The following is a 25,375-nucleotide window of genomic DNA, read 5'->3' on the forward strand; positions in this document are numbered from 1 at the left end:
TCATTTGAAGTATTTAATCGATCATAAACAAAAACTAATTCATAAAACAGCTTATGCAGGAGACGCCTGCCGATTTAATGAAACACCGCTTGAGGAGCGGGAAGTATCTCACAGTAAAGATGACATAGATACACTCATAAAAACCAAAGGTTATATGGTTTGTGAAAACTGTTATCACAGTAATTCTTTTATTGTGAAATAAAGGAAAATAATGGATCTATGTTTTGCTGCAGGAGTTTTAAAAAAATCTTTCTTCTTTTCGGTATGTATGGGTATAATATTATAAAAGAAATATTATATTATGGAAATGTATACCACGATGGAAGTCGTAGGGAAAGAAAGGAGTTTTATGCTTGTCATTGGAAGAAAAACAGAAACTACGTGATATTGTGCAAAATGCTATAGATAATCAACAGTTTGACCGCGCGGAGCAGGCTGTACACCACTTACGTCAGCTGGATGCTCTAGAGGCTTTTATTCAGGAAGCAGTACCTGCTGCAGAAAATACGTCCCGTTTGACGGAAAAACGGGAGATAAACACTGCAGCAAAAAGAACCTCGACGGAAAAAGCGTCTTCGGAAAAGCCCGATAAAGTTGGTATTACAATCTATTACATAGAGGATAGGAATATAATAAAATTCAGAAAATCCCCTCAGACATATTCAGTTGATATGGCGTTTTTTAAAGTATTCCTCGACAAGCTGGAAGAATGGCGGCATCAGGATTCCTTCAGTTCAAAAGACTTTTTCGATCAGTTTTCAGAAACATTGAAATCCTATGCGACGTATCAAACGTCAACGCTGCGTCAATTTGTAACGCTTCTGTTCCGCGCTGCCTTCCAGCTTGGAATGTTGGAAAGCCCTGAATCTTTGCAGAAAAGCAGGTATATCACATCTGCAACAGTCGGCAGAGATGACATTATAGAAAAAGTTGTAACTGAAAAAACCATAGAAATATAATTCGTTAGAAGTACGGCCTGGCTCTGCCCAGGCTTTTTTAATAGATAGGAACGCATCATGCGATGGGGGTTTCCGGAATTCAGCTGCAAGGGCCGCCGTATGTACAAAGAATGGGATGTCTTCTGTCGAACTTCCACCATTACAAGCGGTATGCACTTTTTTTATAAAAATCCACCGGATTTCTGCCGCAGAAAAAAATGTATTTCCCGGGAAATACTCATTTTATGACATCTTTTACTTTTCACCAGCCCGGCATACCACTGTAAGGTTTCTGAACTACGTTTTAGTGAGAATAGAGAAGGGTAAATGCGTATTGCAGATTGCCGCGGACTTTTTCAGCTTACTTCGGATACTGGAATATTAAAAATATTGTTTAAATTTAAGAAAAAAGTCTCTAATTAAATAGTATAACAGTTTACTTTAGACTCATTTATCGGTAAAATAATAACCGCTGAAATCTTGTAAAAGCTGGACGATATAAAAAGAAAGTTAATGCAAAGAAGGGAATACGAGTTATGCTGCATCATTTAATCACTTCTAAAACGCGACTCCGGCTTATGTTGAAATTTTTCCTGAATCCCGGGACGGAAGGATACCTTCGGAGCATCACAAGAGAATTCGGGGATTCCACAAATGCTGTCCGAGTGGAACTGAACCGCTTTGTGGATCAGAACATGCTTACTTACCGAATGGAAAAAAACCTGAAAATCTACCGGGCGAACCCCGGGTATGAGGCATATGATGATATATGTGAACTGGTGCAGCGGTACATGAACTGGTCAAAACTTGCCGAACTTCTGCATTTTTCTGATACAGCCAATGTATTTATTAAAGAGGAAGTAACTGACAACCATCTTTTTCACTTTGTCGTAGAAGAAGAGCCCGCGGATTTTCAGAAGGACCAAATCATTTATACGAGTACAGGTCAAATCCGGGTATATATGAGAAATACAGAAGATATTCTGGAGATGTCTGAAACATGGAAACCATTTTTTCACATAGGTAGAATCAAGAACACAGACGGCTGCTTACCACTCGGAAAGTAAACAGAGAAACCAAGACGACACCAAACCGCAGGGAAGGAAACCGAGAGATTGCAGCCCCTGATCAATATCCAAAACGCTTCCGATTATTCTACAGGATTATCGGAAGCGTTTTTTGAATAGGGATGTTCCTTGTTGGGCGCGGGTTGCATAGGATGAGAAAGAACGGCGAGCTGAACAGGAGGGAACATTATGTATTATTATCCTTATGTGATGCAGGTTACGCCGCCTGCACCGCATTCAATGCCCCGTACGTTTGATTATCAGGCCCGGCAGCAGGCTGTACAGGGACAGGCGACGTGGACACAGGGAGGACCTGTAACAAAATGCGGCATGTCCTGGTCGGCCTATCAGTACATGACAGCGGCTGTAGGAGAATCTTCTCCTTACTCATGCGGTCAGAATCTGAAAATCAGGTATCCCGTTACGGGAAGAGAGATGATTGTTACGGTTGTCGATCAGGTTGCCGGCTATCCGCCGAACCGCCTCAACCTGCATAAAAGAGTGTTTGAAGCACTTGGCGCCGACCCTGCAGCAGGGGTTATCCCCATTGAAATCACGCCTTCACCGGAGCTCGAAGAGGAAAGATGGGGCAGATATCTGCTTGAAATGACACAAAATGCCTACCCCAATTACAACGTGATAAACTACCAGGCGCTTGAGACATCCCAGGTAAACGAAAATCAAACGCGTACTTCTTATGAATTCACCCTGCAATCGCCGCAGGAGACGAGAAAAATACAGGCCTCCGTCACTTACAATCCCGAAACCGACCGCGTTGTTTCATTTGATATTCAGGAAATGTAAAAGATCAGGGGAGCTGTATCAAAAGGTACAGTTCCTTTTTTTTGAAAGTAAACGCAGCAGTGATAAGAATACTATTGTGAAGGGGCGGCGCTTTTGGCTTTGATCCATTCAGGTGTGGATAAATATTCCAACCAGGGAGTTGTGAGAGGACACTAACATAGACAAATAAAGAGATAGTGTCTATGGATTATCGTTTAGTGGACACTGCGTCGTTGAAATCAGCAATTAGTGTCCGCTGGCATCAATCAATGGACACTATCTTGCGGGTTATATGGACTTAGTGGTCACTAACACTACTTCCGTGGACACTAACGTATGCTCTCCGGTGATATAGTGGACGCAGTGCCAAGGCGCCCTGGAACAGTTGCAGCGCAAATGTATTTCTTTTCGCAGACTTTTGATACAGCTTCTTTTTATGTACACTCATTAAAACAATAATTCCGATAAGAAAACTTATATTTATTGCCGGCTGGGAATGGTTGCTATATAATGATGGGAAGATGAATGATACATAAGGAAGGTTACCTATGACGATAGAAATCGCGGTCGTATTAATTGGAATAATCGGCATGCTGTCCGGGCTTTTTTTGGAAATAGCCCGGCCTGATCTGCTCGTATTTTTCACACTGTTCATCTTTTTGATGTTTGGATTTGTGACGCCGGATGAAGCACTCGCCGGTTTTTCCAACCAGGGCATGATGACAGTGGCCCTTCTCTTTGTTGTGGCGGGAGTCTTTGAAAAAAGCGGCTTGATTGAAAGGTTGATGTCTTCGTTTCTGGCAGATGCAAAAACGGAACGCGGTGCAATGGGGAAACTGCTATTTCCGGTCTCGGCGTTTTCCGCCTTTTTCAACAACACCCCCATTGTCGCAACGCTGACTCCGGTTGTCCGCCGCTGGACGTCAAGACGTGATATTTCTCCTTCCAAATATCTGCTCCCGCTTTCTTATGCTTCCATACTGGGCGGCACCATAACATTAATCGGTACGTCCACCAATCTTGTGATTCATGGTCTGTTGATTGATGCAGGTGAAAAAGGGTTTTCCTTTTTTCAGCTTGCCTGGGTGGGTGTGCCGATTACGATCGCCGGACTGAGTTACCTGCTCTTGTTCGGCAGAAGACTGCTTCCGGATCACCGCAGTATGATTCAACGCGTGAACCAAAGCACGAAAGATTATTTAAGTGAGATGAAAGTAACTCCGGAATTCCCGTACTCCGGCCGGACGGTGGAAGAAGCGCGGCTTCGGAATCTCAAAGGCGTGTATCTCATTGAAATCATCCGTGGAAGGGAACGGATTTCCCCGGTGAGCAGCCAGACTAGGGTTCAGACGGGGGATCGGCTGATTTTTACCGGAATGATTTCAACGATTGCTGAACTCCAGAAACGAAAAGGACTGGTCGTTAATACGGGAACGGATTTGTCACTTGAGAACATAAAAAACGGGGACAGCCGCCTCGTGGAAGCTGTTGTTTCCCATCAGTAACCTTTGACACAGCAGTCCATTAAAGAGGGCCGTTTCCGGCAGAAGTATGATGCCGCGGTGGTGGCGGTGCACCGTAACGATGAGAGGGTGGAAGGGAAAATCGGTGATATCGTGCCGAAAGCGGGAGACCTGCTGCTGCTTGTAAGCGGTCCGGAGTTTTATGATCGGATGCGGGAGAGGAAGGATTTCTATATTACGACCCCGCTTGAGAAGGAAAAGTTTTATGAAGATGAGTCCCAGGGGTGGATAACGCTGATGCTTCTCATGGTGCTCATCAGCTGTGTGATGATTGGATGGTTGTCCATCTTTAAAGCGATGGTTATTATGGTCGGCGCCTTGTTCATTTTGAAAATTACATCGCCATCCGAAGCAAAAGAATCCGTTCAGTTCCAGGTGCTGCTGCTGATCGCAAGTGCTCTTGGTATCGGCAATGTGATCACCGAGACAGGTACGGCGGAATGGGCGGCAGATCTTATGATAAGCGGCCTGCAGCCGTTTGGTATTCTTGCTGTTCTCCTATGTCTTTATTTCATGACGAATATCTTTACAGAATTGATTACCAATAATGCTGCAGCCGTCATTATGTTTCCGATTGCTTATGAAATCAGTGGAGAGGTAGGTATAGAGCCGATAGGTATGGCTGTTCTGACGGCGGTGGCGGCTTCTGCCAGTTTTCTATCGCCGATTGGGTATCAGACCAACCTTATTGTATTCGGTCCGGGAGGTTATTCATTTGCCGATTACGCGCGGGTTGGCTTTCCGCTTACGATGATATGCATGGCAGTAACGGTCAGTGTGGTTTACATCATGTACGTATGAGAAGGTTTTGCATAAAAGTCTTGGTGTTTTGTGTAGAATCTTGTATGATAAGAGAAAAAGGATGTTTGTATGCATGATAGGGATACGCATACGCCGCGAACGGCATGAACAGGCATTGACTATAGCAGAACTGGCAGAGAAAGCGGGAATCAAAGAAAGGACTCTGAGGGCAGTGGAGGAAGGAGAGCAGGATGATCCGACACGTTCTGAACTGGAGCATGTTGCAGCAGCACTCCAGGTCCCGGTATCTTCTATTGCTCCCGCGGAAGAAAACCTTGAAGCAGAGTGGCTGGATCTGGTGCAGACCGCGATGCATTCAGATATAACAAAAGAGCAGTTCAGAAAGTATATCCTGGATGAAAAAGAAAAGCGTCAGAAAAAAGAAAAATAGACAAAAGAGCCGGCGGATAAAGCCGGCTTTTTTCGCAGGGTGGTGAATGAAACGATGAAACGCATCAGCGATGAAAGTATCAGACAGGCCTTGGAACAAACAACGAGGCAGTATCTGGCCGGTCATTTAAAAAAACCACAGACCGTTCCGCATTTTCATGAGAACACGGTGGAAATTGGTGTTACTTCATATGATGAACCGGGTTCAGAAGCCCCGCATTATCACACACGGGCTGTGGAGTACATGTACTTGATGCGTGGAATGACTCAGTATGTAGACCTGGAAACAGAAGAGGAATACACTTTTTATGCGGGCGATTTTTTTCAGATTACGCCGGGTACCGTGTATGCCCAGCGTTCCAGGCCGGGAACCGAACTGCTTTTTATTAAAACACCGCCCGGCAATGACAAAGTCGTGGTGGAAGAGCCGGACGCGGTATTCACGTGGAGGCAGGCTTCTATTGAAACGACGCGCACCGATTACCTCAATGACCCTGAAGCGCCGCATCCAAACTCGGTCAAACCCGCCTCAGCTGCGGCTCTCGTCAATGAAAACGAAGAGATCCTGCTTGTGAAACGCCGCGATAATGAAAAATGGGCGATGCCGGGTGGTACGATGGAAGAAGGGGAAAACCTTGCAGCATGTGTGAAGCGGGAAGTCAGGGAAGAAACCGGATATGACATCGAAGTGACCGGCATTGTCGGCACCTACACCAATCCCGGGACCGTTATTGCTTACTCCGACGGGGAAGTACGGCGGGAATTTCTGATATTGTACGAAGCCCGTATTACAGGTGGAGAGATGCAGCTGGACGCAGAATCCAGTGATTACGCATGGGTATCTCCCTCGGATGCGGCCGCGCTCCCGATGACGGTTCCGCAGAGGCAGCGTGTGGAGGACGTGAAGTCGTTCCGGCAGTACGGCCTTCCTGCGTTCCGCTAAGGACCTGTATCACTCGTAAAATTCCGGACGCCGGCTCTCGAAAATAGGGACCTGTTTTCGGACTTCAGGTACTTGTGCCGGTTGAATGCTGCTGCGCACCGACTGCTCCTGATACCGGTGTCCTTGTGCCAGCACATGTCCCGATGGATTGATAACCATCGACGTCCCAGCAAAATCAATATCGTTGTAACTGCCGATGCGGTTGCATGAAACAATATAACATTGATTCTCGATGGCTCTGGCAATCTGCAGATGATACCAGTGATCCCTTCTGGCATCCGGCCATTCCGCAACAACAAATATAACCTGTGCCCCCTGCAGAGCAAGATGACGTAAAAGCTCCGGGAAACGAAGGTCATAACAAATGACCACCCCCATTTTGATGCCATCCAGTTCAAAAATCCTACACTTATGACGCCCGCCGGTTAAATAAGCCGGTTCATCGAGCATCGGCACCAAATGGAGCTTATCGTACTGATAAATAAGTTTTCCATGTTTGTTGATGACAAGAGCACGGTTAAATATGTCCCCGTTTTCTTTCCAGGCGATGGAACCGCCGATAAGGTGCACCCCGTGTTTGACTGCGAGTTCCTGCAGAAAAGGAATGGTCCTACTGCCCGCATAATCGGCTGTATCCGGAAGCTCTGGCAGAGTATAGGCAGTTGTCCACATTTCAGGAAGAACTATGATATCCGGCCCGGTGTTATCTGCCTCCTGCCGCACTGCCTCCGCCACGTTGGCGCGGTTAGCCGCCGGATCACCCGGTACTATATCCATTTGAAGGGAAGAAACAAGCATACGGTAACCTCCTTACTCATCTGCCTATCATTGTACGCTGAAAAAACGAAAAAGCATAGCTGTTCATGATGCAAAGGAACATAGTAAGACGAACCGCTCCAGTGCCTGCTTGTGATAGAATAAATGAAATGATGCACCAAAGGAGGAAAGCAGAACATGCAATTTGAACCTTCAATGAAACTTAAACGGCTCCCGGATCAGTTTTTCGCAGGTCTGGTAAAGCAGGTCAAACAAATGAAGGACGAAGGGATAGATGTTATTAATTTAGGGCAGGGCAACCCGGATCTACCCGCTCCTGCTGCTGTAGTTGAAGCATTGCAGGAAGCGGCAGAAAAGCCGGAGCATCACAAATATTCCCCATTCCGGGGGAGAAAAGAGCTGAAACAGGCCGTTGCTGACTTTTACAGCAGAGAGTACGGTGTGACACTGGATCCGGAATCCGAGGTTGCCGTGTTATTCGGAGCGAAGACAGGACTGGTGGAAATCAGCGAATGCTTTTTGAATGAAGGAGATACGGCGCTGCTGCCGGACCCGGGTTATCCGGATTATTGGTCAGGTACAGCGCTTGCCGGCGCTGAAACGGTGAACATGCCGTTGCGGGAGGAGAATCATTTTCTGCCGGATTATAACGAACTGAACGAGGAAACACTGGATAAAGCAAAGCTGATGTTTTTAAATTACCCTAATAATCCGACGGCAGCTACAGCAGACACCGCTTTCTTCGAAGAAACGGTAAACATGGCTGCCCGGCATCAGATATGTGTCGTTCATGATTTCGCGTATGGGGCTATCGGGTATGACGGTTTCCGGCCGCCGAGCTTTTTACAGGCGGAAGGGGCCAAAGAGGTCGGCGTGGAAATGTATACATTATCCAAAACGTATAATATGGCAGGATGGCGGGTCGCGGCAGCTGTTGGAAATCCGTCGGTGATTGAAGCGCTGAATCTGATTCAGGACCATTTACATGTCAGTCTTTTCGGAGGGATCCAGGAAGCGGCTGCCCGGGCACTGACCATGGATCAGGAACCGGTTTGGAATCTCGTGCGTACATATGAATCGAGGCGGGATGTTTTTATGGCGGCACTCAGAGAACAGGGCTGGGAGGGTGAGGACCCATCCGGCACGTTTTTTGTATGGCTTCCCGTGCCGCAGGGGTATACATCAAACACCTTCGCAGACACCCTATTGAAAGAAGAACACGTGGCTGTCGCTTCCGGACGTGGTTTCGGCGAGCAGGGAGAAGGATATATACGTGTAGGTCTCTTAAACCATGAAAAACACTTACGCGAAGCCGCCATCCGTATTGCCCGCTATTTTAGGAGCCATGAATAATGTTCGTTGGACCGCACAGATCATTCGATAAAATAGGGGCCTGGCGTCTGTGGATCACTGTTTTGCAGACACCAGGCTTCCTGCCGGTACAGGATACATAACAAAAATTCCGACCGATTCAACGTTGAACCGGTCGGAATTTTACATTCAATTAATAATGTGTCTCAACCTCGATTTCTGCTACTTTGTAAAAAAATCAATAACTTCCTGAGCAGCTTCCTCCGCGTCCTCTCCAACGGCCCGGACAGTGACCGTATCTCCGTTCTGAAGGTGCAGTGTCACAAGTCCCAGCAGACTTTTCACATTCACTTCCTGCACATTTCCCTCGGTCTGGTTAATGAGATAGACTTCAGACTGGTATTTCTGAAGTAATGTGCTTAATTCCACAATCGTTTGCGATTCAGCAATGTTGATGGTGATATTTCTTTTGTGTTCACTCATTTCATAAATCCCCTTTCTATGCCTCGACCGGGCACAGTACTTCAATGTTCCGGTTATCAAAGTCAGCCTGCTGCTTTTCGCTCGGCGGTTGGTCCGTGATGAAATAAGAAATGTCTGCAGTATCGGCGAAAGAAGAAATCGAACTTTTGCCGATCTTGGAATGATCCATTAAGGCAACAAGAGATGTCGCTTTTTTTACCATTTCTGTCTTTAATTCGACTTCATACACATTGAAATCCGTAAGACCGGTATCAAACGTAAAGCCATTACCGGAAGTGAACATGAGGTCAACGTAAACCTGTTCAAGGATGCTGGACCCGAGTATGCCTTCAAGTGAACTTGATCCCTTCCGTACGACCCCGCCTAGTAAAATGACAGTAAGATCCGGATTTTCCCTCAATTCGAGCGCAGTATAGATGCCGCTTGTGACGACCGTCAATTTCATGCTGGTCTGTTTTAACAATTTTGCAAGTTCAAGAGCCGTGGAGCTTGCATCGAGCAGAATACACTGTCCCTCGTTAATAATGTCCAGTGCCTGCTGTGCAATAATTTCTTTTTCGTCTTTGTTCTGCTTTTCCCTGGTTGAAAAGGATACTTCCTCCTCGGGGTAGGAAGGGAGAACCGCGCCGCCATGCGTACGCTTCAAGAGACCTTCTTTCTCCATTTCCTTTAAGTCAGACCGGAGGGTGACTTCTGATACGTCTAATTCTCCGGACAGCCGCTTCACCGTCAGTCGTCTTTCCGTGTTCAGGATTTCCATAATCTTATGGCGTCTTTCTGTTACGAACAGTTTGCCCATACGTTCACCTACTTTTTATCTCTTCGTATCTCTATGATATGAAAAAAAAATGAAGATAAGCAAAAGCAAAAAACCTAAACAATGTTTGCATATTTAGTTAAACGTTTAACCTTAGGTCGTCTTGTTTCTTAAATGCTCTGTACAGATATCAGCACCCACATGATTTTCGGGTGATTAGAAAATTTGGGATGTGAACCGTTTTATCATAGCCGGGATTGTTAATTTTGTTCAGCAGCAGGTCAAATGCCGTTTGACCCAGTGTGTCAGGTGATAGACTGATGTTTGTGACGGGAGGATCCATGATCGGTGCTGACGGGAAATCCCCGAAGCCGATCAGGGCCACTTCGTCAGGAATTTTTTTGTTCATTTCTTTTAATCCGGAAATCGTTCCAATAGTCATCAGGTCGCTTAGCACAAACAGAGCTGTGATTTCCTTGTTTTTCTCCAGAAGTGATTTGACAGCTTTGCGGCTCCCTTCCACCGTGGCATGCCCTTTTTCCAGATAATTTTCATTAAATGAAACCCCGTATTCTTCCAGTGCTTTTTTATAGCCGTTTATACGGTTTTTGGTAGGTGAAATGCCGCTGACCGCATAAATCAGACCGATATCACGATGTCCGTGCTGGAGTAGATGGATGGCAGCGTCATACCCGGCCTGGAAGTCATCCTGGGTCACAAAAGGGGAATGTTGAAAAGCCTCATGATAACGGCTTATCAATACAATAGGAAGCGAACTGTCGAGAAGTTCTTCGCTGTAGCTCTCGGATTCTTCCATTTTGGCTGAAGGGGACAAAATAATGCCATCCACCATGTTGGAGTGCAGCAGTTTAAGAGTTTCCTGCTCATAATCGACGTCCTCGTCTGTGTTGATAAACAGAAGATTGTAACCCATTTCCTTGGCCCGCCTGCTGATACTGTTGATATAGCCGGTAACATAGGAGTCAGGAAAACTCGGCACGATCAGTCCTGCAGTTTTCGTGGACTGACTGCGCAGATTTTTGGCAGAATAGTTCGGCACGTAATTATGTTTTCTAATAATCTCCATGATTTGATTGTATTTTTCAGAAGATATTTTTTTGGTGCCGTTTACTACGTGCGAAACGGTCGTCACAGAAACACCAACCTCTTCTGCAATCTTTTTCATTGTTACTTTCATTCGGTATAAACCTCCAAATTACCTTCTGTTGAACCGCTTTCTTATATGATATAACAATTTCCAAATAAAGAAAAACAAAAAGAATCGAAAAAAGAGTTTGACAAAAGCGCTTTCACAATTTATTGTGTTTACTAACAGAGGTTAAACGTTTTACTTCATTCAGTTTAACTTACATTTATCATGTGTCAATCATTTCCGGTCAAACTGAAAATGGATGAACGTTAACAAAATACATAGAGGAGGATGACACGATGAATTTTGAAGGACAGACAGCACTAGTTACGGGGGCAGCATCAAAACGCGGGATTGGCAGGGAGATTGCCAGACAGATCAGCCAAGGCGGTGGTACTGTAATCATCGCGGATATTAATCAGGAAATGCTCGAAGATGCCGTGAAAGATATAGACCAGGAAAAAGGCAGTGCCTACTCCGCAGTATTGGATGTTACGAGTGAAGAGAAAGTAAAGCAATCATTAGACGAATTAATCGGAAAATTCAGTAAAATAGATATTCTGGTGAACAATGCCGGCATCACACGGCCGACCGGAGTACTGGATATTTCGGAAGAGGAGTGGGACCTGATTTTCGATGTGAATATGAAAGGAACCTTCTTCGTCACCCAGCATCTGCTTCCTCATATGAAGGAAAACAACTATGGAAGAATTGTGAATCTCAGTTCTGTTTCCGGTAAACGAGGCGGAGGGATATTTGGCGGCTCCCATTATTCGGCAGCCAAAGCAGCTGTTACAGGATTTTCTAAAGCGGTTGCACGTGAAATGGCTCCGTTTGGCATAACCAGTAATACAGTAGCTCCCGGATTAATAGCAACGGACATCACCGGCGGAATGCTGACCGATGAAAAAAAGAAACAGCTTGAATCTGACATTCCGGCAAAGCGCGCAGGTACGGTGGAAGATGTGGCTAATGCGGTAGCATTTCTGGCGACAAAAGAATCAAGCTACGTTACTGGCGAAGAAATCGATATAAATGGCGGTTCTCATATAGATTAATTCTTTGGGGCAGACACTCCCGGAAGATAATAGGGGGAAATGATGAAACTAGGAATAAGCACTTACGCGTTCAGATGGGAAATCGACGAAATGGAACCTGGACTCGAGACAATCCTGCACTTTGTACGCAAAACAAAAGAGCTGGGTGGTGAAGTTTTTCAGATCTGCGACCACCCCCCGATTGAATATCTAGAAGAAGAGGAACTGCTGCAGGTAAAAGAGGCAGCTGACAACGAGGGGATTGAGCTTGAAGCAGGAACGCAGGGCATTACGCCGGATCATATTCGAAAATATATTCACATTGCCCGCGTACTCGGTGCCAAAACGCTTCGCACCATGGTTCACAGCAAAGAAGCCCATCCTTCTATGGCAGAAGCGAAAGAATGGCTGAAAGACGTTGTTCCGGAGCTCGAAGAACACGGAGTGAAGATAGCTCTTGAAACGTACGAGCCTATTAAAACGAGGGATCTCGTCGACATCGTGGAAGAGGTGGGAAGTCCGCATATCGGCATATGCCTGGACCCCGGCAATTCCATCTCCGAGCTTGAGTTTCCAAGAGATGTGATCGACCAGGGAACAGCTTATGCGACTAATGTTCACCTGAAAGATTTCGTTTTCCAGCGCAAAGATAAATCGATCGGCTTTGACTTAATCGGAGCCCCGGTTGGAGAAGGACAGCTGGACGTGGCCTATCTGCTGGAAAGCCTGCAGAAAGAAGACATACAGGTGAACGCCATCGTGGAATTGTGGCTTCCTTTTCAGGACAGTGTCCAGGAAACGATTGACGTGGAAGATGAATGGATGGAACGCAGCCTGAAAAACATGAAAAAGGCATTAAACCGGGAGCACGTTTAACCGCTCCATTATTTTAACAAAGGAGCTTGAGACTTCCCTATGAAAAAAATAATGAATCAGGAAGAAAACGTAATGGAAGAGACACTTCAAGGATTTATTGACGCTTACGCTGCTGATTACGAACGGGTGGACGGCGTTAATGGAGTGATCTACCGGCATATGGATCCCGACAAGGTATCTGTGATCACAGGTGGAGGAGCCGGCCACGAACCATTGTTTGTCGGCTTTGCCGGAAAGGGTCTGGCCAGTGGTGCAGCGATGGGAAATGTCTTTGCCGCTCCGAACCCGGACACGATTCTTGAGGTAACCAAAGCCGTTGAAAACAAAGCCGGAGTTCTTTATATTTACGGCAATTATGCCGGCGATGTCCTCAACTTTGATATGGCCTCTGAACTGGCCGAAATGGAGGACATTGAAACCAGAACGGTTAAAGTTTCAGACGACGTGGCATCTGCTTCGAAAGAAAACAAAGAAGAACGGCGCGGTATTGCCGGGGATGTTTTTGTTATCAAAGCCGCCGGAGCAGCAGCTGATGCCGGCTTGTCCCTTGATGAAGTAACACGGATAGCCGCAAAAGCAAACGAAAACACCCATTCTATCGGCGTGGGTATATCACCGGGAACCAGTCCTGGAAAAAAAGCACCGATGTTCGAACTGCCTGACAATCAAATTGAATTTGGGCTTGGCATCCATGGCGAAAAAGGGATCCGCCGGGCAGAAATGATGAGTGCCGATGACTTGGCAGATGAAATGCTGGATCATCTGCTGGCCGATGCGGCATTGGAAAGTGGGGATGAAGCAGTCATTCTACTGAATGGACTGGGATCCACCACGTTAATGGAACTGCTCATTGTCAATCAGAAAGTACACAAGGAGCTGCTCGCCAAAGGTATAACGGTGTACGACACGGATGTTAACAGCTACTGCACGACACAGGAAATGGGCGGATTTTCTATTACCATCCTCAAACTGGATGAGGAACTGAAAACGTATTATGATGCACCTGCTCATTCCCCGTATTACCACAAATAACGAAATGGAGTGAAAACATGGAAAAGCAGACAATGAACCATTTAAGTGTTGATGATGTGAAACAAATGCTGCTTTACGTCGGTGAAACGATTACCGCCTCCAAAGACTATCTGGGACAAATCGATGCTGAAATTGGTGATGGGGATCATGGAACAGGCATGGCTACCGGAGCGGAAGCGTTTATGAAAAAACTGCGGGAGTCTGAATTTGAAACAATAAATGATGTCTTTAAAACGACCGGCATGGAGATGATGAAATCAATGGGAGGGGCCTCCGGAATCATTTTCGGCACGATGTTCAGTGACGGCGTGAAGCAGTTGGAATCTAAATCTTCTATTGATCATACCGGATTGGCGGATATTTTCAGAGGTTCTCTCGACTCTGTGAAAAAAAGAGGGAAGGCTGATGTCGGTGATAAAACAATGATTGATGCGCTGGATCCGGCAGTACAGACCCTGGAATCGGATGCCTCTAAGGAATGGACACTGACAGAGGTACTGAAACATGCAGAAGAAGCAGCGTGGAACGGCGTAGAGGAGACGAAACAGATTACTGCTAAACACGGCCGCGCGAAAACACTGGGAGAGCGCACGAAAGGATACCAGGATGCTGGTGCCACGTCGGTGTGGCTTATCTTCAAAAGCATGAGAGAATGGGTCGAACAACATGAAGGATAATCAGAAAGTTTACATCGGGACAAATTGGAAGATGCATAAAACGATTAAAGAAGGAAGGGAGTACTGCCGGAAGCTGAAGCAGATCCGTGCAGACATTTCCGACCGTATTGAATTGTTTATCATTCCTCCTTTTACATCGCTGCATCCACTGCAGCAGGAGCTTGAAAGGACGGATATTAAACTGGGAGCGCAGAATATGCATGCCGAGCCTTACGGGCCTTATACCGGAGAAATTTCCCCGGTTATGCTGGAGGAGATAGGCGTGGATATTGTAGAGCTGGGTCATTCGGAACGAAGACAGCTGTTTAACGAAACAGACGACGCTGTACAAAAGAAGGCTGAAGCTGCTCTTTCCTATAACATGACCCCTTTAATCTGCATCGGAGAAACCCTGGATGAAAAAGAAAAGGGGGTGGGCCGGGAAAAATTGAGCGCTCAATTGAAAATTTCTTTGGAAGGGCTTTCTTATGATGAGATTCAACGAGTCTGGATTGCTTATGAGCCGGTGTGGTCCATCGGTGAGCATGGAAAGCCGGCAACACCGGAACATGTGGAAGAATCCCACCAATTTATCCGGGAGAAATTGAGAGAACAATTCGGCAGTGCGGCAGCAGACATTCCATTACTTTATGGAGGGAGTGTGAATCAACAGAACGTTAAGGAGTACTTGCATGTAAATGAAGTGGACGGCTTGTTTATTGGAAGATCGGCTTGGGACTTATCCTCATTTGAAACTATTCTAAAGAGTATTTAACGATTATTCAGTAAAAAAGGGGAGACATTAATAATGAAAAAAAATAGGTTATATGCAGGTATTGCAGCAGCTGTAGGTTTGACATTTGCCGCCGGATGTTCGGGTGGCAGTGAATCCGGGGGATCCGGAGAAACAAGCGGCGGAAATGGAGGAGGAAGCTCGGAAGAATCCGTAACCATTGAGTTTGGTCACGGTGCTGCTGAATCCAATTTGAGACACGAGGCGGTAATGGAATTCAAAAGTATGGTTGAAGAAAACTCCGACTCTCTAACGGTGGAAGTCTATCCGAATGAACAGGTTGGAAGCGAATCAGAAATGATTGAAAACGTATCTCTGAATGATCTGGATATGGCTCTTGCCGGTGCCGGCATATTCACACAGTACAATGACCTTATAGGAGCAAGTGCGCTGCCTTACCTTTTCGATGGGTATGAACATGCCTGGTCTGTACTGGATGGTCCAATGGGAGACCGTATGGCTGAACCGCTGCTTGAAGATAATATTCGTATTCTCAGCTATTTTGAAAATGGTATCCGCCATATTACAAACAGCCAGCGTCCGATTGAAACTCCGGATGACCTTGATGGATTAAGTATTCGTACACCGGAAGCAGACGTATCGATCGACACTCTTGATGCGCTCGGGGCCAACGCCACTCCGATGGCATTCGGCGAATTGTATCTGGGACTTCAGCAGGGCACGGTAGATGGACAGGAAAACCCTCTTGCCAACATTCATGCGGCCAGTTTTTATGAAGTGCAGGACTACCTTTCCCTGACAGGCCATCAGTACAATGCGCTGCCACTGGCTATTTCCGATGAGTTCTGGCAGTCTCTTTCCGGTGACCAGCAGGAGGTAGTGCAGCAGGCTGCCAGCGATGCGAGTCAGTATCACCGTGATGCCAACCAGGAGAATGAAGAACAGCTGTTGACTGATCTGGAAGAGCAGGGAATGGAAATTAACGAACCGGAAAAAGAACCATTTAGAGAAGCAACGCAGTCAGTGTACGACAAGTATGAAGACGTATACGGATCTGAATTTATGGATGAACTGCAGCAGGCTGTAGAAGACGCCAGATAGAACGTTCCGGGAGAAGAGAAAACCCTTCTCCTCTCCCGGTTCCTTTCATCATGACTGGCAGCAATATCCTTAAGGGAGAAAGTAAGGGATAGATATGAAAATCCTTCGTTTTCTGGATAGATACATCGAAGAGTATTTGTTAATTATTACGACAGTAGCGATTGTTTTTACTCTTTTCTTTCAAATCGTCATGCGCTATGTTTTCAGTAACTCACTTCCGTGGACAGAGGAACTGGCTCGTTATCTATTTATCTGGTCGGTGTTTATCGGTGTGAGCTACGCGGTGAAAAATAATAAGCATTTGAAAATCGACACGTTGTCGATGGTGTTTAAGAGAAAAGGAAAACTTGTCATACGAACAGTATCCAATGTGCTTTTTCTTGTTTTTTCCGTTGCCGCTGTGTACTACGGATTCAATACGATGGACTCGGTTGCACGGACAACACCCGGATTAAACATTTCCTATGCGTGGGTGTATGCGTCGACTCTTGTCGGCTTTACGCTTACAAGCATCAGAATTATACAGGATCAATGGAAGGTTCTATCGCCAAGACACACGAACGAGGTTGATGAAGAATGACATCACTAATTTTATTTGGAGTACTTGCCTTATTACTTATACTGACCGTGCCGATTGGTATAGCTCTTGGCTTGGCTTCCTTTATTACCGTGTTATTCATACCGCCGATTTCAGCAGACTCTCTGTTTCGTGACCTGGTCACCTCTGTTGATTCATTTCCGCTGCTGGCCGTTCCGTTCTTTATTTTAGCCGGAGAGTTGATGAGCGGAGGCGGCATATCCAGGCGTCTGATGGATCTCGGTAAAGTACTGGTCGGTAACATTACCGGTGGTATGGCCGTTGTAGCTGTCCTGACTTCCATGTTTTTCGCAGCTATTTCAGGATCCGGGCCGGCGACAGTAGCAGCTGTCGGAGGCTTAATGATACCCACTATGATTGAAGAAGGTTATGACAAAAAGTTCTCTACCGCGGTGGTAGTATCCGCCGGTTCACTTGGCATTATTATTCCGCCGAGTATCCCGATGATTATGTACGGGGTATCAGCTGGTGTGTCGGTAGGAGATATGTTTTTAGCGGGTATTATACCAGGGATTTTTGTAGGTGGAATGCTTGTCGCATGGTGTTATATTTATTCCAAAAAGAATGGGTACAGAGGACTTGGAGAAACGTTTTCTTTCAAGAAACTCCTCATTCATGTGAATCGGGCAAAATGGGCGCTGCTGACTCCTATTATTATACTTGGAGGGATTTACAGCGGGGTTTTCACACCTACGGAAGCAGCCATCATTGCGGTGGTATACGCATGGTTTGTAAGCATGTTTGTCTATCGTGAACTCCGGGTTAAAGACCTGCCGGGAATTATCACGAAAGCATCATTAACCAGTGCCACCATCATTATCGTTATTGCAGCGGCTACGGCCTTCGGGCAGATATTAACCTTGGAACAGATACCGAATAAGGTCGCCGCATTTTTAACAAATATTTCTTCCAATTCTATCATTATTGTCCTTCTGATATGCGTTCTACTATTGATAGTAGGAATGTTTATGGACACCGTGGCGGCTATTGTCATCCTGACGCCGATTCTGTTTCCGGTCATAACGCAGCTTGGTATCCACCCTATTCATTTTGGTGTCCTGATGATCACCAATTTGTCTATCGGATTTATAACGCCGCCGCTGGGTGTGAACCTGTTTGTTGGATCCGGTATAACAGGTCTCAGTATCGGAGTGATATCACGCGCGGTTATTCCATTTTTCTTTGCGATGCTGCTTAGTTTATTCATCATTGTCGTCATACCGGAACTCTCCCTTTTCCTTCTGTCCGAATAAACCTCTTTTGAAACATAAAGAGGTTTTTATTTGAAAATAAACGAAAGTATTAATTGACAAACGAAAACTATAAATATAAAATGAAATTAAATAAAAGAGAGGGGAATAAAAAAATGAAGGTAGCACTCGGAAGCGACCACAACGCATTTTATTTAAAAGAAGACGTGAAACAATATATTCAGGAACTGGGCCATGAGGTGGAAGACTACGGATGCCACAGCTGCGACGCGGTTGATTATCCGGATGTGGCGTTTGATGTGGCCCAGGATATTTCAGAGGAAAAAGCAGACCGCGGCATTCTGATCTGCGGCACGGGCATTGGAGTTGCGATATCGGCCGGCAAAGTACCGGGCATCCGGGCTGCACTTTGTCATGATACGTATTCGGCAGAAAGAGCCCAGTTAAGTAACGACGCTCAGATCTTGACGATGGGCGCCCAGATTATCGGTCCGGAAGTGGCAAAGAAAGTAGTTGAAAGTTACCTCGGCGTTACATTCAACGGAGGAAGTTCCGGCCGGAAAGTACAGAAGATCATAGATAAAGAAAAAGAATACGGAGCAAAAGCACAATAGAGTACTCGTTGTATCTCTTAGTGGTTGTCATAACCGTTGGGATAGCCTGACGGTTATTCTTTTTCAAAAAAGGAGGGGTTGGATGCAGTCGTTAGCGATGTCATTTTTAAATGTCACCCAGGAAGCAGCTATCTCTGTTTTTCCCTACATTGGCAAAGGCGGCAAAATACTTGCCGATCATAAAGCTACAGAAGCGATGAGGGGAACGCTTCATTCACTGAATGCCCATTCAAGAGTGGTGATCGGAGAAGGAGAAATGGATAATGCTCCGATGCTTTATATCGGGGAAGAACTTGGAGCATCTGAGGATCCCAAAGTCGATATTGCAGTAGACCCCATTGATGGAACGACGCTTGTATCAAAAGGGCAGGGAAATGCCATTGCTGTATTAGCCGCTGCTGAGCGTGGATGTCTGCTGCATGCACCGGACATGTATATGGATAAAATAGCCGTCGGCCCAAAAGCCAAAGGCAGGATAGATGTCAGTGCTTCTATAGAAGCAAACGTAACAGCGGTTTCAGAGGCACTTGGGAAGTCCGTTTCCCAGTTGAATGTGCTGGTGCAGGATCGAGAACGGCATCAATCCCTGATTCAGGCCATCCAGCACATGGGAGCCAGTGTCACGTTATTTTCGGATGTGGATATTACCGGCATCGTTGCCACAGCAGTAGAGGGAAAAGACGTTGATATGCTTGTTGGAACAGGCGGAGCACCGGAGGGCGTGATTGCAGCTGTTGCAATGAGAAGCCTGGGCGGTGATTTTCAGGGAAGACTGCGGCCTGCAGACAAAGAACAGTATAACCGCTGCCGGGATATGGGAATCGCCGATCCGGACCGTTATTTGACGCTTGATGATATCGTTTCCACGGATCAGTGCTTTTTTGCCGCAACTGGAATTACAGACGGCCCGCTGTTAAAAGGTGTCAAGTCAATCAATGAAGAGATGCTGCAGTCCCACACTTTCCTGGCAGTGGACCGGCAGTACCACGTCGTTGAATCCGTCCATGTAAAATCACAGCTTTCCGGAAATGCGTTGTAATCGTGGTTACCCAAATGAATCGTAGAAAGGAGAATCATTACGTGACATCATCCACTTTGAAAAACGTAGAACAGGAAACCATACAAACAATCCGGATGCTATCTGTCGACAGTGTCGAAAAAGCACAGTCCGGACACCCCGGCATGCCGATGGGGGCAGCTCCTATGGCGTACGTGCTGTGGTCTCGTTTTCTTAAAAAGAACCCTGGTAACCCATCCTGGAAGGACCGGGACCGCTTTATCTTATCAGCGGGCCACGGATCGATGCTGCAGTACAGCCTGCTGCATCTATTCGGCTATGACGTGACGATGGATGATTTGAAATCATTCAGGCAGTGGGACAGTAAAACACCGGGGCATCCGGAAGTTGGTGATACCCCGGGCATCGAAGCAACAACCGGTCCGCTTGGGCAGGGCATAGCGATGAGTGTGGGAATGGCACTGGCAGAAAGTCATCTGGCTTCTGTATACAACCGGCCGGATTTTCCTGTGGTGGACCACTGGACGTACGCGATCTGCAGTGACGGAGACCTTATGGAAGGAATTTCTCATGAAGCTGCGGCGCTGGCGGGTCACCTTGGACTCGGAAAGCTCGTCTGGTTATATGATTCCAATGATATTTCACTCGACGGAGACCTCGACAAAGCTTATTCTGATGACACGCAGAAGCGCTTTGAAAGTTACGGGTGGCAGGTACTCTACGTGGAAGACGGCAATGATACCGAAGCGGTCGAAACAGCATTACAGGAAGCGAAGAAGAACACGGTGCAGCCGACATTGATTGAAGTGAAAACCATCATCGGTTTCGGAGCACCAACAAAAGGCGGGTCATCCGCTTCTCACGGCGCTCCATTGGGTGAAGAAGAAATAGAAGAGGTGAAGAAAGCCTACGGCTGGACACAAGAAGAGCCGTTTTACGTACCGGAAACGGTTCGGGATCATATGTCTTCCCTGCAGCAGCAAGCTGAAAAAGAAGAAGAAGCGTGGAACCGGATGATGCAGGAATACCGCACAAAATATCCGGAGCTGTATGAAAGCTGGGAACAGGGGCATGCCGAGATCAGTGAAAACCTATGGGATTCCATTTTTCAAGAGCTGGAAGTGGAAGGCAAAAAAGCCACCAGAGGCGCCTCCGGTGAAGTGATTCAGTCACTTGCTTCTCATCTGAGATCCGTTGTGGGAGGCTCCGCTGATCTTGCCTCTTCCAATAAAACGATGATCGATGCAGAAGAGGATATGAAAAAAGGCGATTACAGCGGAAGAAATATATGGTTCGGTGTTAGAGAATTCGGCATGGGAGCAGCATTAAACGGTATGGCATTGCACGGGGGACTGCATATGTACGGAGGAACCTTTCTGACATTCTCCGATTACATGCGTTCAGCCATCCGGACGTCCGCGATTATGAAAAATCCGGTGACGTATGTGTTCACCCACGACAGCATAGCTGTCGGTGAAGATGGTCCGACACATCAGCCGGTGGAACATATTGCTTCGCTTCGCGCTATGCCGAATGTGAACGTACTCCGTCCTGCCGATGCTAAAGAAACCGCTGCTGCCTGGAAAACAGCGTTATCGAATCAATCACAGCCGTCTGCATTAATCTTTTCAAGGCAGAAGCTTCCATCCCTTCCGCTTTCTCTGAAAGAAGTGGAAGAAGGCGTGTCCAGGGGGGCCTATATCGTCTCGCAATCAGACAGTCCCGACCTGGTTCTGCTTGCTTCCGGATCCGAAGTGTCTCTCGCGCTGGAAGCTGCGGGCCGGCTTAAAGAAGAAGGATTCCGTCCGAATGTTGTAAGTATGCCGTCCTGGGACTTGTTTGAGCAACAGACCGATGAGTATAAGAAGTCGGTGATACCACCGGATATAAAAAAGCGGGCAGCGTTTGAAATGGCAAGCCCGCTCGGCTGGCACAAGTACACAGGGGATTATGGATACGTATTCGGTATTGAAACATTCGGTGCTTCTGCTCCGGGGGATACAGTAGTGAAAGAATATGGATTCACTGCAGAAAATGCGGTGAAGCAGTTGAAGCGGGTATTTTAAATTTCCTTCCGAAAGGACAGTTCCGATCTCGTAAAACAGACCGGCATCTGATGTCAATATAAGGTACTCATGTTATCAGTCATCCGGATGAAGGAAAGAAGCAGTCACCGCAGGGCATTTCCCTTGCGGTGACTGCTTTTTTTAAAGAATGACGTTGAAGGTGTTTTAGAAACTGCAGATGGGGTCACAATTGGAATTTTTCGTTGAGATAATAATTCTGGATAAAAGATAAAAAGGTTTCTCCCGGGAGTGTTAGCTTATCCTTACTATACACGGCGTAAAAGAAACGCCGGAGTCGGATTCCGTTGATTGGAATCTCGCGGAGCGTGCCGAGTTCCAGCTCTTTTTGAATGGCATTTCTTGAGATAATCATAATACCGAGGCCGGATTCCACGGCGGACTTAATCGATTCCGTATGCTCGAGTTCCATGATGACGTCCAGTTTTTCCGGATAAAGGCCGTTATTCTTGAGATGCTGTTCCACCACCTGTCTTGTACCGGATCCCGGCTCCCTCATAATAATTGGAAATTCAAACAGCTCCTCAGGCGCGATCGTCTGTTTCTGAGGGGGGACCGGGGAAGAAGCGGAGGTACCTGTTGTCACAACCAGTTCATCTTCCAAAAAGGCAAGTTGATCGTAATCAGGGTATGACTTGGTGGACTCGATAAATCCGAGATCAATATCATCATTGCCCAGATGTTCCATAATCTGTTCTGAATTATATACTTTCAGTTTCATCTGGATATTTGGATATTCTTTGCGGAACTGTCCCAGCACGTAAGGAAGAATATGTTCTCCGATGGTAAGGCTGGCCCCTATATCCAAATCGCCGTGAATGGTTTCAGATAAACTGTCCAGTTCCTTTTCTGTCTGTTTGACAAGTGAAAAAATCTGATCCGCATACTTATATAAAATCTCACCGGAAGGAGTTAACTTTACACTTTTTGTTGTCCGTTCAAACAGTGTTGCCTCCAGGGACTGCTCGAGGTGTTTGATCTGCATGCTGACTGTCGGCTGGGCCAGGTGCAGGATTTTTGCTGTTTCAGAAAAACTTTGATGGTCTGCCAGGATATAAAAGGCTCTCAAATGTTCCAGGTTCATCGCACGGCCTCCTTATTCTTATATCATATCAAAAGGAAGGGGAGAATGCCGATGCTTTTGCCGGAACCGTTATAGAGAAAGGTGAAAAGGTCCGGTTTTATGTTGTAAGATGAAGGTAAATCATGAGAGAAGCGGGGAAAACCAATGGATATCAAACAGCTGCAGTACTTTATTGAAATCAACCGGTTTAACAGTTTCAGCAAGGCGGCGGAGCACTTATACGTTACACAGCCGACGATCAGCAAAATGATTAAAAACCTGGAAAAAGAATTCAATGTAACGCTGTTTGACCGTTCCAAAAAACAGGTTGTTTTAACCGATGCCGGCAACATCATTCTCGAACAGGCGCAGGTGATTCATCAGGCGTTCAAAGACCTGGAGAGTCAGCTCGAAGATCTATCCGGCTTGAAACAAGGGCGGCTGCGCATCGGACTGCCTCCGATGGTGGGCTCGAGCTACTTTCCGATGATTATCGGAAAGTTCCGGGAGATGTATCCAGCGGTCACCATCGAATTGATGGAAGACGGCTCCAACAAGATAGCCGCGGATGTAGAGAACGGACATCTTGATCTTGGCGTTGTGGTAGAGCCGGTGAAAGAAGATGTTTTTTCCTATTTTTCATTCGGTACAGAACCGATCCAGCTGGTAGCTGCTGCTGATCATCCACTTGCAGGCAGGGACTCCGTTCCTTTATCTGAGCTGAAAAACGAGCATTTTATGTTATTAAACAGTGATTTTGCCTTGCGGAACCGCATCATGGAAGCCTGCCGCATGGAAGGGTTTGACCCTTTTGTTGTATTTGAAAGTTCACAGTGGGACCTGCTTGGAAAAATGGCAGCGTCCAAACTGGGTGTGACGCTGCTGCCGGAAAGCATATGCCGTGAGGTGAAAGGGGAGGTCTGCATTAAGGATGTGGATCAGGAGGCGATGTATTGGAGGCTTGCCATCATCTGGAGAAGAGATAGTTACCTCTCCCACGCCGCAAAGGAATGGATAAGGTTTGCTGAAACTCATCTACCGGATGAGGGACCGATTTCATAGACATACGTTATAGAACGTCATGAAAGGATTCCATTTTACGCATACTTCTTCCGTCGTTATGATGAATAAGAAATGATTCAGGATGGAAGGTGCATCATTATGGAGAAGAAACATCCGAAAGAAAGTAAAGTAGTCAATACAGATCAAGTGCTCAGCAGTGATTTAAATAATTATAACACCCTGTTCGGCGGGGTTTTGATGAAAAGGCTGGATGGCTGTGCAGTTCTGTCGGCGCGCCGGCATTCGCGTGCCAAAGAATGCGTCACCGCCTCGACAGATTCAATAGACTTTCTCAGCCCGATATATCAGTCGGATTCGGTATGCGTGGAATCGTTTGTTTCCTATACCGGAAAAAGTTCAATGGAGATTTTCTGCAAGGTGATTGCCGAGGATATGATGACGGGCGAGCGGCGCATGGCAACGACAGCCTTCATGACGTTTGTAGCGCTTGATGAAAACAAACGCCCGATGCAGGTGCCGGGTATCGAACCGGAGACAGAAGAGGAGCTGAAATTGTTTGAAACCGCCCCGGAACGGGAGGAAATCCGGAAGTTGAAGCGGGAGAAAAGCAAAGAACTGGCCGGATCGATCAGTCTTCAGAAACCGTGGGAAGATAAGAAGGAGGCTTATTCATGATTGCACTGTGCAGCCTGCAGGTTCTTCGGGACGCCGGACAGCAGATCGATGGACTTGAACATTATTCGCCTGAACTCATGGCCCACCTGCGCCACGTCGTTCATTTAACCAAGCGGTTGGAATTCCGCTGCCGTTATCTCGGGACTCTGCTGCGGAATCAGGAAACGGACAAAGAAACGGAGCCTAATGTGTATCCTTCGATTCTCCGGATGTATCGTGCAGAGGTGGAGAAACTGAAAAACCGGGAAGGCTCGGATCAAGTGGTGCAGCTGTTTGAAGAATTTCAGCATGCAGGCGATCACCCCCTCTGTCAGTTAATCACCGGCGATACGCCGGAAATGATTAAATCCGCCGGGTAAAAACAGCCCGGCAGTTGGAGCTGGACTGCGGTTGTTCCGGAGCGGAGATGCTCTGTGGACACTAAATGGCCCGGAAGTATGCGTAGTATCCGCGAAGACAGTATAGCTGGACACTGAACTTTTCTTGCCGAAGATTAGTGTCCATTGATTTCTGCCGGCATCCACTAATGAATGATTTCAGCGGCGTAGTGGCCGCGAAACGATGATCGGTGGACACTATGCTGTTATTTTCAGGTGGTAGTGTCCACCGCCACAGCCCGGTGAACCGAAGCGGCAGCCGAAAAATGCCGGCATGCGGTGCGGGCAGGTGATTTACCTTTAGAGCAGAGCAAAAAAAAAGGAGAAGGGCGG

The 25,375-nt window shown here is 46.7% G+C and carries 28 protein-coding genes; 23 read left to right on the top strand and 5 right to left on the bottom strand.

The genetic code is table 11. The annotated features are described in order from the left end of the window. Positions 1-4: 4 nt before the first annotated feature. The 8 genes from BM058_RS13860 to BM058_RS13890 all read left to right on the top strand — a co-directional run bounded on the left by BM058_RS13860 (position 5) and on the right by BM058_RS13890 (position 6,445). Complete coding sequence (locus tag BM058_RS13860) at positions 5-202, top strand: hypothetical protein (protein WP_090927650.1); 198 nt, start codon at positions 5-7, stop codon at positions 200-202. Between the two features lie 151 nt (positions 203-353). Further along, positions 354-959, top strand: coding sequence for a hypothetical protein (locus BM058_RS13865; protein ID WP_090927651.1), 606 nt, complete (start codon positions 354-356; stop codon positions 957-959). Positions 960-1,516: 557 nt separating this feature from the next. Then, entirely contained in the window at positions 1,517-2,005 is a 489-nt protein-coding gene (locus BM058_RS18345; protein WP_177195570.1) for a hypothetical protein, read from the top strand. A 189-nt stretch (positions 2,006-2,194) separates the two neighbouring features. Then, positions 2,195-2,809 (top strand): DUF3889 domain-containing protein, encoded by a 615-nt coding sequence (locus BM058_RS13875; RefSeq protein ID WP_245737008.1) that lies wholly within the window; start codon positions 2,195-2,197, stop codon positions 2,807-2,809. Between the two features lie 527 nt (positions 2,810-3,336). Then, the gene (locus BM058_RS18815; protein ID WP_322787886.1) at positions 3,337-4,293 is read left to right on the top strand and encodes an SLC13 family permease; all 957 of its coding nucleotides are present in this window, start codon (positions 3,337-3,339) and stop codon (positions 4,291-4,293) included. Positions 4,294-4,296: 3 nt separating this feature from the next. After that, the gene (locus BM058_RS18820) at positions 4,297-5,112 is read left to right on the top strand and encodes an SLC13 family permease (RefSeq protein WP_322787887.1); all 816 of its coding nucleotides are present in this window, start codon (positions 4,297-4,299) and stop codon (positions 5,110-5,112) included. 73 nt (positions 5,113-5,185) lie between these two features. After that, positions 5,186-5,503: a helix-turn-helix domain-containing protein gene (locus tag BM058_RS13885; protein WP_177195571.1), complete on the top strand. Its 318-nt coding sequence runs from the start codon at positions 5,186-5,188 to the stop codon at positions 5,501-5,503. Between the two features lie 54 nt (positions 5,504-5,557). Beyond that, complete coding sequence (locus BM058_RS13890; RefSeq protein WP_218151907.1) at positions 5,558-6,445, top strand: NUDIX domain-containing protein; 888 nt, start codon at positions 5,558-5,560, stop codon at positions 6,443-6,445. Between the two features lie 9 nt (positions 6,446-6,454). Here the strand turns inward: BM058_RS13890 and BM058_RS13895 are convergent, their stop codons facing one another. After that, positions 6,455-7,243 (bottom strand): carbon-nitrogen family hydrolase, encoded by a 789-nt coding sequence (locus BM058_RS13895; protein ID WP_090927653.1) that lies wholly within the window; start codon positions 7,241-7,243, stop codon positions 6,455-6,457. Positions 7,244-7,399: 156 nt separating this feature from the next. On the opposite strand from BM058_RS13895, the gene BM058_RS13900 reads away from it, so the two are divergent. Beyond that, positions 7,400-8,575 (top strand): pyridoxal phosphate-dependent aminotransferase, encoded by a 1,176-nt coding sequence (locus BM058_RS13900; protein WP_090927654.1) that lies wholly within the window; start codon positions 7,400-7,402, stop codon positions 8,573-8,575. Between the two features lie 180 nt (positions 8,576-8,755). On the opposite strand, the gene BM058_RS13905 is transcribed toward BM058_RS13900, so the two are convergent. The 3 genes from BM058_RS13905 to BM058_RS13915 all read right to left on the bottom strand — a co-directional run bounded on the left by BM058_RS13905 (position 8,756) and on the right by BM058_RS13915 (position 10,971). Continuing rightward, complete coding sequence (locus BM058_RS13905; protein ID WP_090927655.1) at positions 8,756-9,016, bottom strand: HPr family phosphocarrier protein; 261 nt, start codon at positions 9,014-9,016, stop codon at positions 8,756-8,758. A 16-nt stretch (positions 9,017-9,032) separates the two neighbouring features. After that, a complete protein-coding gene (locus BM058_RS13910; protein WP_090927656.1) occupies positions 9,033-9,815 on the bottom strand; it encodes a DeoR/GlpR family DNA-binding transcription regulator in 783 nt (260 codons plus the stop codon). Between the two features lie 148 nt (positions 9,816-9,963). Then, positions 9,964-10,971 carry a LacI family DNA-binding transcriptional regulator gene (locus BM058_RS13915; RefSeq protein ID WP_090927657.1) on the bottom strand — a complete coding sequence of 336 codons (1,008 nt, stop codon included), beginning with the start codon at positions 10,969-10,971 and terminating at the stop codon, positions 9,964-9,966. Positions 10,972-11,222: 251 nt separating this feature from the next. Here BM058_RS13915 and BM058_RS13920 point away from each other — a divergent pair, with 251 nt between their 5' ends. From BM058_RS13920 to tkt, 11 genes are all read left to right on the top strand, one after another. Next, positions 11,223-11,981, top strand: coding sequence for an SDR family NAD(P)-dependent oxidoreductase (locus tag BM058_RS13920; RefSeq protein ID WP_090927658.1), 759 nt, complete (start codon positions 11,223-11,225; stop codon positions 11,979-11,981). 39 nt (positions 11,982-12,020) lie between these two features. Then, the gene (locus BM058_RS13925) at positions 12,021-12,836 is read left to right on the top strand and encodes a sugar phosphate isomerase/epimerase family protein (RefSeq protein ID WP_090927659.1); all 816 of its coding nucleotides are present in this window, start codon (positions 12,021-12,023) and stop codon (positions 12,834-12,836) included. 39 nt (positions 12,837-12,875) lie between these two features. Then, on the top strand, positions 12,876-13,868 hold the full coding sequence (locus BM058_RS18520; RefSeq protein WP_218151908.1) for a dihydroxyacetone kinase subunit DhaK: 993 nt from the start codon (positions 12,876-12,878) through the stop codon (positions 13,866-13,868). 17 nt (positions 13,869-13,885) lie between these two features. Further along, on the top strand, positions 13,886-14,545 hold the full coding sequence (dhaL, locus tag BM058_RS18525) for a dihydroxyacetone kinase subunit DhaL (RefSeq protein ID WP_218151909.1): 660 nt from the start codon (positions 13,886-13,888) through the stop codon (positions 14,543-14,545). Further along, the gene (locus tag BM058_RS13935; protein ID WP_090927660.1) at positions 14,535-15,299 is read left to right on the top strand and encodes a triose-phosphate isomerase; all 765 of its coding nucleotides are present in this window, start codon (positions 14,535-14,537) and stop codon (positions 15,297-15,299) included. Before dhaL ends, BM058_RS13935 begins: the two co-directional genes overlap by 11 nt. A 33-nt stretch (positions 15,300-15,332) precedes the next feature. Next, a complete protein-coding gene (locus BM058_RS13940) occupies positions 15,333-16,379 on the top strand; it encodes a TRAP transporter substrate-binding protein (RefSeq protein ID WP_090927661.1) in 1,047 nt (348 codons plus the stop codon). A 94-nt stretch (positions 16,380-16,473) separates the two neighbouring features. Further along, positions 16,474-16,959 (top strand): TRAP transporter small permease, encoded by a 486-nt coding sequence (locus tag BM058_RS13945; protein ID WP_090927662.1) that lies wholly within the window; start codon positions 16,474-16,476, stop codon positions 16,957-16,959. Next, a complete protein-coding gene (locus BM058_RS13950; RefSeq protein ID WP_090927663.1) occupies positions 16,956-18,230 on the top strand; it encodes a TRAP transporter large permease in 1,275 nt (424 codons plus the stop codon). Before BM058_RS13945 ends, BM058_RS13950 begins: the two co-directional genes overlap by 4 nt. 113 nt (positions 18,231-18,343) lie before the next feature. Continuing rightward, positions 18,344-18,802 (top strand): ribose 5-phosphate isomerase B, encoded by a 459-nt coding sequence (rpiB, locus tag BM058_RS13955; protein WP_090927677.1) that lies wholly within the window; start codon positions 18,344-18,346, stop codon positions 18,800-18,802. 82 nt (positions 18,803-18,884) lie between these two features. Continuing rightward, a complete protein-coding gene (gene glpX / locus BM058_RS13960; protein WP_090927664.1) occupies positions 18,885-19,841 on the top strand; it encodes a class II fructose-bisphosphatase in 957 nt (318 codons plus the stop codon). 41 nt (positions 19,842-19,882) lie between these two features. Further along, positions 19,883-21,886 carry a transketolase gene (tkt, locus tag BM058_RS13965; RefSeq protein ID WP_281244701.1) on the top strand — a complete coding sequence of 668 codons (2,004 nt, stop codon included), beginning with the start codon at positions 19,883-19,885 and terminating at the stop codon, positions 21,884-21,886. Positions 21,887-22,070: 184 nt separating this feature from the next. On the opposite strand, the gene BM058_RS13970 is transcribed toward tkt, so the two are convergent. Further along, positions 22,071-22,988, bottom strand: a complete 918-nt coding sequence (locus BM058_RS13970) for a selenium metabolism-associated LysR family transcriptional regulator (protein ID WP_090927665.1) — start codon at positions 22,986-22,988, stop codon at positions 22,071-22,073. A 144-nt stretch (positions 22,989-23,132) separates the two neighbouring features. Here BM058_RS13970 and BM058_RS13975 point away from each other — a divergent pair, with 144 nt between their 5' ends. The 3 genes from BM058_RS13975 (at position 23,133) to BM058_RS13985 (ending at position 25,024) form a co-directional block, all read left to right on the top strand. Continuing rightward, positions 23,133-24,029, top strand: coding sequence for a LysR family transcriptional regulator (locus tag BM058_RS13975; RefSeq protein ID WP_090927666.1), 897 nt, complete (start codon positions 23,133-23,135; stop codon positions 24,027-24,029). Positions 24,030-24,128: 99 nt separating this feature from the next. Next, positions 24,129-24,665 carry an acyl-CoA thioesterase gene (locus BM058_RS13980; protein ID WP_090927667.1) on the top strand — a complete coding sequence of 179 codons (537 nt, stop codon included), beginning with the start codon at positions 24,129-24,131 and terminating at the stop codon, positions 24,663-24,665. Then, positions 24,662-25,024 carry a hypothetical protein gene (locus BM058_RS13985; protein WP_090927668.1) on the top strand — a complete coding sequence of 121 codons (363 nt, stop codon included), beginning with the start codon at positions 24,662-24,664 and terminating at the stop codon, positions 25,022-25,024. Before BM058_RS13980 ends, BM058_RS13985 begins: the two co-directional genes overlap by 4 nt. The last annotated feature ends 351 nt before the right edge of the window (positions 25,025-25,375 follow it).

The sequence above is a fragment of the Salibacterium qingdaonense genome (genome assembly GCF_900114715.1).
Taxonomy (GTDB): Bacteria; Bacillota; Bacilli; order Bacillales; family Marinococcaceae; genus Salibacterium; species Salibacterium qingdaonense.